General features: G+C 67.6%; 12 protein-coding genes. 10 read left to right on the top strand and 2 right to left on the bottom strand.

From position 1 onward, the window contains the following. Positions 1-286: 286 nt before the first annotated feature. Positions 287-2,005 carry a gamma-glutamyltransferase gene (gene ggt, locus VG566_RS19315; protein ID WP_241884218.1) on the bottom strand — a complete coding sequence of 573 codons (1,719 nt, stop codon included), beginning with the start codon at positions 2,003-2,005 and terminating at the stop codon, positions 287-289. 688 nt (positions 2,006-2,693) lie between these two features. Between ggt and ilvC the strand changes: the two genes are divergently transcribed. The 9 genes from ilvC (at position 2,694) to leuB (ending at position 12,348) form a co-directional block, all read left to right on the top strand. Then, complete coding sequence (gene ilvC / locus VG566_RS19320; RefSeq protein ID WP_014648333.1) at positions 2,694-3,668, top strand: ketol-acid reductoisomerase; 975 nt, start codon at positions 2,694-2,696, stop codon at positions 3,666-3,668. A 39-nt stretch (positions 3,669-3,707) separates the two neighbouring features. Continuing rightward, a complete protein-coding gene (ilvG, locus tag VG566_RS19325; protein WP_014648334.1) occupies positions 3,708-5,444 on the top strand; it encodes an acetolactate synthase 2 catalytic subunit in 1,737 nt (578 codons plus the stop codon). Then, a complete protein-coding gene (locus tag VG566_RS19330) occupies positions 5,428-5,679 on the top strand; it encodes an ACT domain-containing protein (protein ID WP_014038403.1) in 252 nt (83 codons plus the stop codon). Before ilvG ends, VG566_RS19330 begins: the two co-directional genes overlap by 17 nt. 96 nt (positions 5,680-5,775) lie before the next feature. Beyond that, positions 5,776-6,867, top strand: a complete 1,092-nt coding sequence (locus VG566_RS19335; RefSeq protein WP_049420878.1) for a threonine dehydratase — start codon at positions 5,776-5,778, stop codon at positions 6,865-6,867. Beyond that, complete coding sequence (locus VG566_RS19340) at positions 6,864-8,450, top strand: 2-isopropylmalate synthase (protein ID WP_046432422.1); 1,587 nt, start codon at positions 6,864-6,866, stop codon at positions 8,448-8,450. Before VG566_RS19335 ends, VG566_RS19340 begins: the two co-directional genes overlap by 4 nt. Before the next feature lie 10 nt (positions 8,451-8,460). After that, the gene (locus VG566_RS19345) at positions 8,461-9,240 is read left to right on the top strand and encodes a class I SAM-dependent methyltransferase (protein WP_032958187.1); all 780 of its coding nucleotides are present in this window, start codon (positions 8,461-8,463) and stop codon (positions 9,238-9,240) included. Between the two features lie 60 nt (positions 9,241-9,300). After that, a complete protein-coding gene (leuC, locus tag VG566_RS19350; RefSeq protein WP_049405004.1) occupies positions 9,301-10,719 on the top strand; it encodes a 3-isopropylmalate dehydratase large subunit in 1,419 nt (472 codons plus the stop codon). Beyond that, positions 10,719-11,297: a 3-isopropylmalate dehydratase small subunit gene (gene leuD / locus VG566_RS19355; protein WP_024958459.1), complete on the top strand. Its 579-nt coding sequence runs from the start codon at positions 10,719-10,721 to the stop codon at positions 11,295-11,297. Before leuC ends, leuD begins: the two co-directional genes overlap by 1 nt. Beyond that, a complete protein-coding gene (gene leuB / locus VG566_RS19360) occupies positions 11,287-12,348 on the top strand; it encodes a 3-isopropylmalate dehydrogenase (RefSeq protein ID WP_241884217.1) in 1,062 nt (353 codons plus the stop codon). The genes leuD and leuB overlap by 11 nt, the downstream gene beginning before the upstream one ends. A gap of 166 nt (positions 12,349-12,514) precedes the next feature. Here leuB and VG566_RS19365 read toward each other — a convergent pair whose 3' ends face one another. Further along, complete coding sequence (locus tag VG566_RS19365) at positions 12,515-13,288, bottom strand: SDR family oxidoreductase (RefSeq protein ID WP_241884216.1); 774 nt, start codon at positions 13,286-13,288, stop codon at positions 12,515-12,517. 117 nt (positions 13,289-13,405) lie between these two features. Between VG566_RS19365 and VG566_RS19370 the strand changes: the two genes are divergently transcribed. Beyond that, positions 13,406-14,311, top strand: coding sequence for a LysR family transcriptional regulator (locus tag VG566_RS19370; RefSeq protein WP_241884215.1), 906 nt, complete (start codon positions 13,406-13,408; stop codon positions 14,309-14,311). The last annotated feature ends 349 nt before the right edge of the window (positions 14,312-14,660 follow it).

A 14,660-nucleotide genomic window follows, 5' to 3' on the forward strand; every position in this document is an offset into this window, starting at 1 on the left:
TTTTTCCTGCGGAAAACGGATCCGACCCCAACCATCAGCACGCGGCTGTTGCTGTTGCTGTTGCTGTTGCTTTTGATCTTCTTTTTTCTTCCTGCGGTGGCGGCCGCAGAAAACTGTCAGAGGCCGGGTGGGTGGGCTGGGCGGGGGTGTCAGCCGCATGGATGCGGCTGCCAAGCCTACAAGGACGTACTTGCGGCGTCCCCCGAACAGCCTACCCACCCGGCCCAACAAGCTATTCCGCTTCTGAACCCACCGCAGAGGGGGCTCAGCCCGTTGGCCGGGAAACTCAGTACCCCGCGGCCTGCCCATCCTTGCGACTCTCCGAAGCTCCGTAATAAACCCCGCTCTCGGGGTCGCGCATGATCGCCTGGTACCCGCCATAAGGCCCATCGGCGAACACGATGCGATGCCCCTTGCGCATCAGCGCACGCACCGTCTCGTACGGGAAGCCGGTTTCCAGATTCACTTCACCACCGTCGGTCATCGCCGTGGCCTGTCCGGTCGGTTCGGTCGAGCCCTCGTGCTGGATGCGCGGTGCGTCACCGGCTTCCTGCAGGTTCATGCCGAAATCCACCAGGTTCATCACAATCTGCGCGTGGCCCTGCGGCTGCATCGCGCCGCCCATCACGCCGAAGCTGGCGTACGGCTTGCCGCCCTTGGTGATGAACGCCGGGATGATCGTCTGGAACGGCCGCTTGCCCGGTGCATAGCCGTTGGGATGGTTCTTCTGCAGCACGAACATCTCGCCACGATCCTGCAGGATGAAGCCCAGCCCCGGCGGCGCCATGCCGCTGCCCATGCCGCGGTAGTTGGACTGGATCAACGACACCATCATGCCGTCGGCGTCGGCCACGGTCATGTAGATCGTGTCGCCTTCTTCCAGCTGCTTCGGCGTGCCCGGCTGCACTTCCTTCAACGCCTTGTCCATCGAGATCAGCGCGCGGCGCTGCGCGGCGTATTCCTTGGAGATCAGCTTCTGCACCGGCGCCGGCTGGAAGGCCATGTCGGCATAGAAGCGCGCACGGTCGGCGAAGGCCAGCTTCTTCGCTTCGACGAACAGGTGCACGTGCTCGGGTGAACCGAACGGGATCTTCGAGAAATCGTAGCCTTCCAGCACGTTGAGGATCTGCAGCGCGGCGATGCCCTGGCTGTTCGGCGGCAGCTCCCACACGTCGTAGCCACGGTAGTTGCTGCTGACCGGCTCGACCCATTCACCGTGGTGCTCGGCCATGTCCTGGTAGCTCAGGTAGCCACCATTGGCCTTGAAGTAGTCGCCGATGGTGTGGGCAATGGCGCCCTTGTAGAAGGCATCGCGTCCGCCGTCGGCAATCTGCTGCAGGGTGCTGGCCAGGTTCGGGTTCTTCCACATCTCGCCCTTGCGCGGGGCGTGGCCGTTGATCGTGAACTGCTCCTTGAAGCCCGGGTACTGCGACAGCTTGGGCACCGAGCGGTCCCAGTAGTAGGCGATCACCTCGGCGACGGGATGGCCCTCGCGCGCGTAGCGGATGGCCGGCGCCAGGTTGTCGGCCATCGGCTTGCGGCCGAAGCGATCGTGCAGCGCGAACCAGCCGTCGACCGCGCCGGGCACGGAGACCGGCAGCGGGCCGGTAGCCGGGATGTCCTTCAGGCCACGTCGCTGGAACTCGGCCAGGGTCAGCGACTTCGGCGAGCGCCCCGAACCGTTGTAGCCGTAGACCTTCTGCGTCTTCGGGTCCCAGACGATGGCGAACAGGTCGCCACCGATGCCGTTGCCGGTCGGCTCCATCAGGCCAAGCGCGGCGTTGGCGGCGATCGCCGCGTCCACCGCCGAGCCTCCCCCCTTCATCACGTCCAGTGCAATCTGGGTGGCCAGCGGCTGCGAGGTCGCGGCCATCGCATGCGGGGCGATCACCTCCGAACGGGTGGCAAAGGTGTGGCCGGTGATGCGGTCGGCGGCCGAAGACAGTGCGGGCACAGCGGCCAGTACAGCGGCGGCCAGCAGGGAACGGGCAAGGCGTCGGGACACGGTCGGGTTCCGATGGAAGGGTGGTCCCCCGATCTTCGCCGCTGCGGCCATCCTGGGGTATCGGGCAGAGGTCATGGACGTTGATCCTGGGGTGGGTGTGCAAGGTCCGCACCCAGCAAGGCGAGGATCCGCCGGATTCCGCGCAAAAACCGCCCTGAAAGGAGTGAATTCCGGTTCACCGAAACACTTTCAGCGGCAACCATCCTTGTGCCACAGGCGATTGCGCCGGATGCAACGGAAACCAACAAGAATTCCGCCGCGAGGGTTGACATCGCCAAAACGGCTGTGTTTCTCTCGATCACATGTTGCATCACAACACGCCACCGCGAACCCACAACGAAGCCGCCGACATCGGCGCCGCCTCGCTGCGTTCGATTCTTGTGCTCGTACTTATTACCCAACCAACAGGTGCGGGACGAGCCAGCGTGTAAGCAACGAATACACCGGAACTCTTCAAAAACCCGCACCCGCCCCGGTGCGGGTTTTTTCATTTCAGAACCTGGTTTCAGACGCAACCACCATGCACAACGCCCAACGCAAAACCCGGACCCACACCGCCGCCACGCCTCGTGGTGGCTGTGCCTGCGCGGCGCATGGTGCCTCCTCCACCGCTTTCCCCTGACCGGCCGGTACGTCACCTCGACGACCGGCCGTTCTTTTTTTCTTCCCACCGCAAGGAACCTCCCCCATGAGCACCAACGACCTGCCCCAGACCAAGATCGCCGTCATCGGCTACGGCAGCCAGGGCCGCGCCCACGCACTGAACCTGCGCGAATCCGGCTTCGACGTGGTGGTAGGCCTGCGTCCGGGCGGCCCGACCGAAGTCAAGGCACAGGCCGACGGCTTCACCGTGAAAGCACCGGCCGACGCGGTGAAGGATGCGGACCTGGTCGCCGTGCTGACCCCGGACATGGTGCAGAAGAAGCTCTACGACGACGTGCTGGCGCCGAACATGAAGCAGGGTGCGGTGCTGCTGTTCGCGCACGGCCTGAACGTGCACTTCGACATGATCAGGCCGCGCGACGACCTGGACGTGGTGCTGGTTGCGCCCAAGGGTCCGGGCGCGCTGGTGCGCCGCGAGTACGAGATCGGCCGTGGCGTGCCCTGCATCTGGGCGGTCTACCAGGACAAGAGCGGCAAGGCGGCCGAGTACGCACTGGCCTATGCGGCCGGCCTCGGCGGTGCACGCGCCAACCTGATCCAGACCACCTTCAAGGAAGAGACCGAGACCGACCTGTTCGGCGAGCAGGCGGTGCTGTGCGGCGGTGCCTCGGCACTGGTGCAGGCCGGTTTCGAGACCCTGGTCGAAGCGGGCTACCAGCCGGAGATCGCCTACTACGAAGTGCTGCACGAACTGAAGCTGATCGTCGACCTGTTCTATGAAGGCGGTATCTCGCGCATGCTGGAATTCATCTCCGAGACCGCGCAGTACGGGGACTACGTCAGCGGCCCGCGGGTGATCGACGCCGGCACCAAGGCGCGCATGAAGGAAGTGCTGAAGGACATCCAGGACGGCACCTTCACCAAGAACTGGGTGGCCGAGTACGAAGCGGGCCTGCCGAACTACAACCGGTTCAAGCAGGCCGACCTGGAGCACCCGATCGAGAAGGTGGGCAAGGAACTGCGCGCCAAGATGGTCTGGTTGCAAGGACAGGCCGCGTAACCGCGCGGCCCTCCCCCACCCGCTTTGCAAGGTTCCCCCATGAACTCTTCCACACACCGCAGCGCGCCGCCCAACGGCGCGCGCTGGCTGACCCAGGCGCTGGAAGCCGAAGGCATCCGCACGCTGTTCGGCTATCCCGGCGGCACCATCATGCCGTTCTACGACGCGCTGGTGGATTCGTCGCTGAAGCACATCCTGGTGCGCCACGAGCAGGGTGCCGCACTGGCGGCGAATGGATTCGCCCGCGCCAGCGGCCAGGTCGGCGTCTGCGTGGCCACCTCCGGCCCGGGCGCCTCCAACCTGGTCACCGGCATTGCCGATGCGATGCTGGATTCGGTGCCGATGGTCTGCATCACCGGCCAGGTCGCCACGCCGCTGCTGGGTACTGACGCTTTCCAGGAACTGGATGTGTTCGGCCTGACCATGCCGATCGTCAAGCACAGCTGGCTGGTGCGCAGCGTCGACGACCTGCCGCGCGTGGTCGCCGATGCCTTCCGCGTCGCCCGCGAGGGCCGGCCCGGCCCGGTGCTGATCGACCTGCCCAAGGACGTGCAGCTGGCCGATGCCAGCCACCTGCCGGCGCACGTGCCGAGCAGCGTCGAGCCGCCACCTGCGCCGGCCGAAGCGGCCATCGCCGAAGCCATCGCCGCACTGGCAGCCGCCGAGAAGCCGGTGGTCTACGCCGGTGGCGGCATCGCGCTGGGCGATGCGGTGCAGGACCTGCGCGACTTCGTCGAAGCCAGCGCCATCCCCACCGTGATGACCCTGCGTGGCCTGGGCGCGCTGCCGGCCAGCCATCCGCAGTCACTGGGCATGCTGGGCATGCACGGTACCCGCGCGGCCAACATGGCGGTGCAGGAAAGCGACCTGCTGCTGGTGCTGGGTGCACGCTTCGACGACCGCGCCACCGGCAAGCTGGCCGAGTTCGCACCGTTCGCCCGCGTCGTCCATATCGATGCCGACGCCTACGAGATCTCCAAGCTGCGCAGCGCCGATGTCGCCGTGCCTGGCAACGTCGGCCATGCCATCCGTGCCCTGCGTGCGGCCTTCCCCTCCCCCAAGGCCCATCAGGACGCGTGGCGCAGGCGTTGCGCGCAGCACCGCGACCGCTTCTCGGCACGCTACGACGCACCGGGCCAGCACATCTACGCCCCGGCGCTGCTGAAGCGCCTGAGCGAGCTGGCCCCGGCCGATGCGGTAATCGCCTGCGATGTCGGCCAGCACCAGATGTGGGTGGCGCAGCACTGCCGCTTCAACCACCCGCGCAACCACCTGACCAGTGGCGCGCTGGGCACCATGGGCTTCGGCCTGCCGGCGGCGATGGGTGCGCAGTTCGCATGCCCGGAGCGCACCGTGGTGCTGGTGTCCGGCGACGGCAGCTTCATGATGAACGTGCAGGAGCTGGCGACCATCGCGCGTTGCCGCCTGCCGGTGAAGATCGTGCTGCTGGACAACAGTTCGCTGGGCATGGTGCGGCAGTGGCAGGAACTGTTCTTCGCCGAGCGTTACAGCGAGATCGACCTGTCCGACAACCCGGACTTCGTGGCGCTGGCACAGGTGTTCGGCATCGCCGCCACCCGCATCGACAACCGCGACGACGTGGAAGGCGGCCTGGCCGCGCTGCTGGCCGAACCGGGCCCGGCCCTGCTGCACGTGGCCATCGATGCACGTGCCAACGTGTGGCCACTGGTGCCGCCGAACACCGCCAACAGCACGATGCTGGAAAGCAACCCTGCCCATGCCCGCCAGGAGACCCCCAATGCAATACCGGCTTGACCTGGTGCTGCACCCGGCCGAAGGCGCGCTGCTGCGCGTGATCGGCATGGCCGAACGCCGCGGCTTCGCACCGCGCGCGATCAGCGGTGCGCCGGTGGCCGCCGACGATGGCCGCTGGCACCTGCAGCTGGTGGTGGATGGCCAGCGCCCGGCGGAAACGCTGTGCCGGCAGATCGAGAAGATCTACGACTGCGTGTCCGTGCAGGTCACTGCCGTGGAAGGAGCATCCGTATGAACACCCGTACCGTAGTGACCACGGTGCCGGTACGGAGGCGTCTTCTTCGCCGCCCGTGCCCGCATGCGGCGGTCGCCCGCACCGCGCTGGTGGCCCATGCCGGCCGCTGATGCCAGCCAGGAAAGCGATGTCGGCGACGTAAGCGTCGCCGACGTACTGGCGGCGCAGGCCCGGCTGCGCCGCTTCCTGCCGCCTACCCCGCTGCACCATGCCGAGCGCTTCGGCACCTGGCTGAAGCTGGAGAACCTGCAGCGCACCGGGTCCTACAAGGTACGCGGCGCGTTGAACGCGCTGCTGGCCGGCCGCGAGCGCGGCGATACCCGGCCGGTGATCTGCGCCTCGGCCGGCAACCATGCCCAGGGCGTGGCATGGGCGGCCTACCGCCTGGACGTGCCGGCCATCACCGTGATGCCGCATGGCGCACCGGCCACCAAGATCGCCGGCGTCGCCCACTGGGGCGCGACCGTTCGCCAGCACGGCACCAGCTACGACGAGGCCTACGCCTTCGCGGTCGAACTGGCACAGCGACACGGCTACCGCTTCCTGTCCGCGTTCGACGACGCCGATGTGATCGCGGGCCAGGGCACGGTCGGCATCGAGCTGGCCGCACACGCGCCGGACGTGGTGATCGTGCCGATCGGCGGCGGTGGACTGGCCTCCGGCGTTGCACTGGCGCTGAAATCGCAGGGCGTGCGCGTGATTGGCGCGCAGGTGGAAGGCGTCGATTCGATGGCACGTGCGATCCGCGGCGACGTGCGCGAGATCGCCCCGGTTGCCTCTCTGGCCGACGGCGTGCGGGTGAAGATTCCCGGCTTCCTGACCCGCCGCCTGTGCACCTCGCTGCTGGACGATGTGGTGATCGTGCGCGAGGCCGAACTGCGCGAAACGCTGGTCCGGCTTGCGCTGGAGGAACACATCATCGCCGAGGGCGCGGGCGCGTTGGCGCTGGCGGCCGGCCGCCGCGTCGCCGGCCGCCGCAAGTGTGCGGTGGTGTCCGGCGGCAACATCGATGCCGGTGTCCTGGCCGGCCTGCTCACCGACATCCGTCCGCGCCCGCCACGCAAACCGCGGCGACGGCGCAGCGAAACCCCGCGCTCGCCGACCAAGGCCAGCGCCCTCGCCTCCCCCGCCTCTTCCCCTTCCCCCCTGCAAGCCGTCGCACCCGCTGTCGAGGAGATTTCCCTGTGACCACCATCGAACGAATTACCACCCCGCGCATCCGCATCTTCGACACCACCCTGCGTGACGGCGAGCAGTCCCCCGGCTGCAGCATGAGCCCGCCGCAGAAGCTGGTGATGGCGCGTGCGCTGGACGAACTGGGCGTGGACATCATCGAGACCGGCTTCCCGGCCAGCTCGCAATCCGACCGCGAGGCGATGGCGCTGATCGGCCGCGAACTGCGCCGCCCGAGCCTGAGCCTGGCGGTGCTGTCGCGCTGCCTGCAGGCCGATATCGAGACCTCCGCACGTGCACTGGAAGCGGCAGCCAACCCGCGCCTGCACGTGTTCCTGTCGACCAGCCCGCTGCACCGCGAGCACAAGCTGCGGATGACCCGCGAGCAGGTGCTGGAGTCGGTACGCAAGCACGTCTCGTTGGCCCGTTCCTACATCGACGACGTCGAGTTCTCGGCCGAGGATGCCACCCGCACCGAGCTGGACTACCTGATCGAGGTTTCGCGCGTGGCCATTGCCGCCGGCGCCACCACCATCAACCTGCCCGACACCGTCGGCTTCACCACGCCGGAAGAAATCCGCGCGATGTTCCAGCAGGTCATCGCCGGGGTCGCCGACGTGCCGAACGCGGCCAACGTGATCTTCAGCGCGCACTGCCACAACGACCTGGGCCTGGCGGTGGCCAACTCGCTGGCCGCCATCGAAGGCGGTGCACGCCAGGTCGAGTGCACCATCAACGGCATCGGCGAGCGCGCCGGCAACTGTTCGCTGGAAGAGATCGCGATGGTGCTGAAGGTGCGCCAGGCCTTCTACGAACAGGACAGTTCGATCAACACCCCGCGCATCGTCGGCACTTCGCAGCTGCTGCAGCGTCTGGTCGGCATGCCGGTACAGCGCAACAAGGCCATCGTCGGTGCCAACGCATTCGCCCATGAATCGGGCATCCACCAGCACGGCATGCTGCGCCACCGCGGCACCTACGAAATCATGCGTCCGGAAGACGTGGGCTGGGAAGATTCGCAGATGGTGCTGGGCCGCCACAGTGGCCGCGCCGCCGTCGAAGCGCGCCTGCGTGCGTTGGGCTTCTGGCTGGACGAAGACGAACTGAAGCTGGTGTTCGAGCAGTTCAAGGGCCTGTGCGAACAGCAGCGCGTGGTCACCGATGCCGACCTGCAGACGTTGATGCAGGGCGGCTCCAGCGCGCAGGGCTACCGCCTGGCCTCGATGACCATCAGCGACGTCGGCAGCCGCGCCAACGCGCTGGTCGAACTGTCCGACCCGGATGGCAACCGCGTGGCCGAGACCGCGCAGGGCGACGGCCCGGTCGATGCGCTGTTCGGCGCGCTGTCGGCCGCCACCGGCGTGCAGCTGATGCTGGACAGCTATCACGTGCACAGCGTCGGCATCGGTGCCGATGCGCGTGGCGAAGCCAACCTGAGTGTGCGCCATGACGGCGTGGAGTACGACGGCACCGGCACCAGCAAGGACATCATCGAAGCCTCCGCGCTGGCCTGGCTGGATGTGGCCAACCGCCTGCTGCGCCAGCGTCAGGCCGCCGTCCACAGCAGCACCGACGTTCCCGCTTCCGCCACCGCCTGAGGATCCCACCATGAGCGCCTTCGACACCCCCACCCCGGCCAGCGCCGCTGGCCAGCAGTGGAACGCCCAGGACTATGCGATCGATGCCGGCTTCGTGCCGCTGCTCGGCGGTGCGGTATCGCGCCTGCTCGACCCGCGCGCCGGTGAGCGCATCCTCGACCTGGGCTGTGGCGATGGCGTACTCAGCACCGAACTGGCCCTGAGCGGTGCGCGCATCCACGGCGTGGATGCCTCGCCGGAACTGGTGATCGCCGCCCGTGCGCGCGGCGTCGACGCCCAGCTGATGGACGGCCACGCACTGTCGTTCGACAGCGAGTTCGATGCGGTGTTCAGCAATGCGGCACTGCATTGGATGACGACTCCGGACCGCGTGCTGGAAGGCGTGCGCCGCGCCCTGCGCCCCGGTGGCCGCTTCGTCGCCGAGTTCGGCGGCCACGGCAACGTGGCCACGATCGTCGCGGCCGTGCAGGCCGCGCGCGTGGCCCACGGGCATGGCGCCAGCACCTTCCGGTGGTACTTCCCGACGGCCGACGCCTACGCCGATCGCCTGCGCCAGCATGGCTTCCAGGTGCAACTGATCGAGTGCACGCCGCGCCCGACCGCACTGCCGACCGGCGTGGCCGGCTGGCTGCGGGTATTCGCCGCACCGCTGCTGGACGACCTGCCGGCCGAGGCCCGCGCCACCGTGCGCGAGGCGGCCACCGCACTGCTGGCCGAGCTGCCACGTGACGCATCTGGCCAGCCGCTGGCCGACTACGTGCGCCTGCGTGTGCTCGCCCGCCGTCGCTGACTTGACCGTTCCGCTTTCCTTACTGATGTTCGCTATTTCGTACTTCTGCCAGGCATACGCATGACTTCCGCACCCCGCACCCTGTACGACAAACTGTGGGACGCCCACGTGGTGGTTCCCGAATCCGACAGCGCGCCCGCCGTGCTGTACATCGACCTGCACCTGATCCACGAGGTGACCTCGCCGCAGGCCTTCACCGAACTGCGCGAACGCGGCTTGTCGCCGCGCCGGCCGGACCGCACCAAGGCGACGATGGACCACTCCACGCCGACCCTGCCGGCCGCCGCGGACGGCACGCTGCCCTATGCCAGCGCCGCCTCCGAGGCACAGGTCGCCACGCTGGCGCGCAACTGCGCCGAGCACGGCATCGAGCTGTTCGACATGGCCTCGGACAACCGCGGCATCGTCCACGTGATCGCGCCCGAGCAGGGCTTCACCCAGCCGGGCATGACCATCGTCTGCGGCGACAGCCACACCTCCACCCACGGTGCCTTCGGTTCGCTGGCGTTCGGCATCGGCACCAGCGAGGTCGGCCACGTGCTGGCCACGCAATGCCTGCTGCAGCGCAAGGCGAAGACGCTGGCGATCACCGTCGATGGGCCGCTGGCGCCGGGTGTCGGCGCCAAGGACGTGGTTCTGCACATCATCGGCGTGATCGGCGTCAATGGCGGCACCGGCCACGTGATCGAGTTCCGCGGCAGCACCATCGAAGCGATGGACATGGAACAGCGCATGACCCTGTGCAACATGTCGATCGAAGCGGGTGCGCGTGCCGGTATGGTGGCGCCGGACCAGGTCACCTTCGACTTCGTCGCCAACACCCCGCGCGGCCCAAAGGGCGCCGATTTCGAGGCTGCGGTGGCGCGCTGGCAGCAGCTGCGCAGTGATGACGGCGCGCACTTCGACAGCGAAGTGCACATCGACGCCGCCGATATCCGCCCGACCCTGACCTGGGGCACCCACCCGGGTACCGCCATCGCGGTGGATGCGCCGATCCCGGCCGCCAACGATGCCGCCGCACAGAAGGGCCTGGACTACATGCATTTCCAGGCCGGAAAGGCGCTGGCCGGAACGCCGGTGGACGTGGTGTTCGTCGGTTCCTGCACCAACGGCCGCCTGAGTGACATGCGTGAGGTGGCGCAGGTGCTGCGCGGTCGTCGCGTCGCCGACCGGGTGCGCATGCTGGTGGTGCCGGGCTCGGAGATCGTCAAGCGAGAGGCCGAGGCCGAAGGCATCCATGAGATCGTGCGCGCGGCCGGTGCCGAATGGCGCGAGCCGGGCTGCTCGATGTGCATCGCCATGAATGGTGATCTGGTCGCGCCCGGGCAGCTGGCCGTGAGCACCAGCAACCGTAATTTCGAAGGCCGCCAGGGTCCCGGTTCGCGCACCCTGCTGGCCTCACCGATGAGCGCGGCGTGGGCCGCGGTGAACGGGCACGTCGCCGATACCCGCGAACTGTTCGCACAGGAGGTGGCGTGATGGCCGGTTTCCGTACCCTGACCTCGGCCAGCGTGGTGCTGCGCCAGACCAACATCGACACCGACCAGATCATTCCGGCGCGGTTCCTGTCCACCACCGAACGCGCCGGCCTGGGCCGCAATGCGTTCAATGACTGGCGCTGGCAGGCCGACGGTTCGCCGGTGGCCGACTTCGCCTTCAACCAGCCGCACAACGCCGGCCGCAGCGTCCTGCTGGCGGGCCGCAACTTCGGCTGCGGCTCGTCGCGCGAGCATGCACCATGGGCACTGACCGATCTGGGCCTGCGCGCCATCGTCAGCAGCGAGATCGCCGACATCTTCCGTGGCAACTCGCTGAAGAACGGACTGCTGCCGATCGTGCTGGACGAAGCCGACGTGCAGGCGCTGATGCAGCGCCCGGACGACGAGCTGACCATCGACGTGGCCGCGCGTGAGCTGCGCACGCCCGATGGGCGCGTCTATTCCTTCCCGCTGGATGGCTTCTCGCAGACCTGCCTGCTGGAAGGCGTCGACCAGTTGGGGTATCTGTTGGGCCGTGTCCCTGAAATCGAACGCTACGAGAGTGAGCATGCACGCTGAAATTGTTGTCCTGCCCGGTGATGGCATCGGCCCGGAAGTGGCCGCCGCGGCAGTCGCCGTCCTGAAGTCTGTCGCCACGCGCTTCAACCACACCTTCACCTTCAGCGAGCACGACATCGGTGGCATCGCCATCGACCGCCACGGCGAGCCGCTGCCGGCCTCGACGTTGACTGCCTGCCAGGCCGCCAACGCGGTGCTGCTGGGCGCGGTCGGCGGCCCGAAGTGGTCCGATCCCAATGCCAAGGTGCGCCCGGAACAGGGCCTGCTGGCGATCCGCAAGGCGCTGGGCCTGTATGCCAACCTGCGCCCGGTGCGTACCCACGAAGCCGCACTGCACGCCTCGCCGATCAAGGCCGAGCTGCTGCAGGGCGTGGACTTCGTCGTGGTACGCGAACTGACCGGTGGCATCTACTTCGGCGACAAGACCCGCGATGCCGACAGTGCCAGCGACCTGTGCCGCTACACCGTGGCCGAGATCGAGCGCGTGCTGCGCAGTGCCTTCCGCCTGGCCCGGCAGCGGCGTGGCAGGGTCACCTCGGTGGACAAGGCCAACGTGTTGGAAACCTCGCGCCTGTGGCGCGACGTGGCCGCGCGCATCGGCCGCGAGGAGTTCCCGGAGGTGGCGCTGGAGCACCAACTGGTCGATTCGATGGCCATGCACCTGCTGGCCAAGCCGCGCGAGTACGACGTGATCGTCACCGAGAACATGTTCGGCGACATCCTCACCGACGAAGCCTCGATGCTGGCCGGTTCGCTCGGCCTGCTGCCGTCGGCCTCGCTGGGTGAGCCGGGTGCGGTCGGCATCTACGAACCGATCCATGGTTCGGCCCCGGACATCGCCGGCAAGGGCATCGCCAATCCCTACGCAACGATCTTCAGTGCGGCGATGCTGCTGCGCCATTCGCTGGGGCTGGAAGACGAAGCGGCCGCAGTGGAAGCCGCCGTGCATGCGGTGCTGGATGACGGCGTGTTCACTGCTGATCTGGCTGCGAAGGGCAAGGCGGTGAGTACGGCCGCGGCAACCGACGCGGTGCTGGCGAAGCTGGGCTGACCCGGTAGCGCCACGCCCTGCGTGGCGCGCTTTCCGTCGGATATCGTGCGCAGCCACCCATGGGGTGGCTCCACTGGTAGACCCACGCCATGCGTGGATGCCCCGGCCCGTGCCAACCAAGGTTGGCACCTACCAGGACGGTAGAGCCACGCCATGCGCGGCTGCATTATTTGGTGGTGTACCCACCATTGACCAGGATGGTCTGCCCGGTCATCCACCAGCCATCGGTGACCAGGAAGCGGATCCACGGCACGATGTCGGCGATGTCGGTCAGGCCGGTACGGGTGAACGCCGAGAGCGCGGCCGCGGTCTTGTGGTACGCCTGTGCATCGGCACTCTCGGCCGGGTAGAAGAACGGCGTGTCCATCGGGCCCGGCCCGATCGCAGTCACCGAGATGCCGCGCTCACCGAACTCCTTTGACGCCGCGCGGGTGAAATGCTCGACCGGCGCCTTGGTGCCGGCATAGCTGGAATAGAACGGCGTGAACGCACCCAGCAGTGAGGTGACCAGGGTGCAGATGCGACCGCCGTCGTTGACCTGGCGGCCGGCCTCCTTGAGGAAGAAGAATGCGGCCTTGGCGTTGACCGCACTCATCTCGTCGTACTCGGCTTCGCTGATCTCCAGCAGCGGCTTCTTCAATACCTTGCCGACCGTATTGATGGCGATGTCGGGACGGCCGGCTGCGGCCACGGCATCGGCGAACAAGCGCTCCATCGCTGCCGCCGAGGTCAGGTCGCCCTGCAGGGCCACCGCCCTGCTGCCGGCCGCCTGCACGGCGGCAACGGTTGCCTCTGCATCGGCCTGGGTGGCGGCACTGTTGTAGTGGATGACGATGGCTTTGGCGCCCTGTGCGGCGAAGTCGCGGGCGATCAGGCCGCCCAGGTTCTTGGCGCCACCGGCGATCAGCACGGTCTTGCCCTTGAGGGAATGCTCGGTCATGGCTTCGGTCTCGGGAGGGGGCTGCCCGGGGTGGCAACCCTGCCCTGACGACGATATCGTGCAGAAAAAGCGGATAAAGCCCGCCACATTGACTTAACTTTCCAGAGCCAGCGAACAATGGACCGGATCGATCGCTTCCGCATCTTCACCCGGGTCGTGGAGTGCGCGAGCTTCACCCGCGCCGCCGACCAGCTCGGCCTGCCCCGCTCGACCGTCTCGGCGGCGATTGCCGAGCTGGAACAGCGGCTTGGCACCCGCCTGCTGCAGCGCTCGACCCGACGGGTATCCACCACCCATGACGGCGACGTGTTCCATGCCCGCTGCCTGCGCCTGATCGCGGAGGTTGAAGACGCCGAGTCGCTGTTCCGGCAGGACGACGCGCAACCGGCCGGTTTGCTGAAGATCGACGTACCCAGCCGCATCGGCCGTCGCGTCATCGCCCCGGCGTTGCCGGATTTCTTCGCGCGCTATCCGCAGCTGGAAGTGGACCTCGGCATGACCGATCGCGCGGTGAACCTGATCGAAGACGGCTGCGATGCCGTGCTGCGGGTCGGCCAGCTGGGCGATTCCAGCCTGGTGGCGCGCACGCTGGGCCAGCTCGACTTCGTCAACGTGGCCGCGCCGGCCTACCTGCGCGAGCACGGTGTTCCGCAGCATCCTGCCGACCTGCCGCAGCACCGCGCGGTGAACTATGCGTCGCCGACCACGGCACGGGTGGAACCGTGGGAATGGCAGGATGGCGGCCAGCTGCGCACGCTGCCGATGCCCGGCTGGGTACGCGTGAACAGCGCCGAGGCCTCGATCGCGTGCTGCGTGGCGGGATTGGGGTTGTTGCAGATTCCGCGCTACGACGTGCAGGCCGAGCTGCAGTCAGGCGCATTGGTGGAGGTGATGCCGCAGTACGCGGCGCAGCCGCTGCCGGTGACCCTGCTGCAACCGCATCGGCAACACCGTGCACTGCGCGTGCAGGTGTTCGTCGAGTGGTTGCTGCCAGTGCTGCGGGCCGGCCTGCAGCTGCAGTAGATCCACGTCATGCGCGGGTGCATGCTCCAGTGCCAACCAAGGTTGGCACCTACCAGGGCAAAGACCCGCTGCAGTAGATCCACGCCATGCGTGGATGCATGCGTCAGCGCCAACCAAGGTTGGCACCTACCAGGGCAACGACCCGCTGCGGTAGATCCACGCCCTACGGGGATGTTCCTGTAGAGTCGAGCCATGCTCGACTCATCCCATCATCGCGCAAAGCGCAGCCGAGCATGGCTCGGCTCTACAGAAAGCAGATCCCGCGAGCAGATCAGTCCACGTCATGCGTGGATGCATGCGTCAGTGCCAACCGAGGTTGGCACCTGCCAGGGGCCGTGGCCGCAGAACC

Source organism: Stenotrophomonas sp. CASM114 (genome assembly GCF_049384325.1).
GTDB lineage: Bacteria > Pseudomonadota > Gammaproteobacteria > Xanthomonadales > Xanthomonadaceae > Stenotrophomonas > Stenotrophomonas muris.

Bases quoted from the DNA above. Each gene is read 5' to 3' on its own strand.
- VG566_RS19335 (WP_049420878.1), top strand. From the start codon at position 5,776: ATGCCGGCCGCTGATGCCAGCCAGGAAAGCGATGTCGGCGACGTAAGC.
- leuD (WP_024958459.1), top strand. From the start codon at position 10,719: ATGGCCGGTTTCCGTACCCTGACCTCGGCCAGCGTGGTGCTGCGCCAG.
- ilvG (WP_014648334.1), top strand. From the start codon at position 3,708: ATGAACTCTTCCACACACCGCAGCGCGCCGCCCAACGGCGCGCGCTGG.
- VG566_RS19345 (WP_032958187.1), top strand. From the start codon at position 8,461: ATGAGCGCCTTCGACACCCCCACCCCGGCCAGCGCCGCTGGCCAGCAG.
- leuB (WP_241884217.1), top strand. From the start codon at position 11,287: ATGCACGCTGAAATTGTTGTCCTGCCCGGTGATGGCATCGGCCCGGAA.
- ilvC (WP_014648333.1), top strand. From the start codon at position 2,694: ATGAGCACCAACGACCTGCCCCAGACCAAGATCGCCGTCATCGGCTAC.
- VG566_RS19370 (WP_241884215.1), top strand. From the start codon at position 13,406: ATGGACCGGATCGATCGCTTCCGCATCTTCACCCGGGTCGTGGAGTGC.
- VG566_RS19330 (WP_014038403.1), top strand. From the start codon at position 5,428: ATGCAATACCGGCTTGACCTGGTGCTGCACCCGGCCGAAGGCGCGCTG.
- VG566_RS19365 (WP_241884216.1), bottom strand. From the start codon at position 13,288: ATGACCGAGCATTCCCTCAAGGGCAAGACCGTGCTGATCGCCGGTGGC.
- leuC (WP_049405004.1), top strand. From the start codon at position 9,301: ATGACTTCCGCACCCCGCACCCTGTACGACAAACTGTGGGACGCCCAC.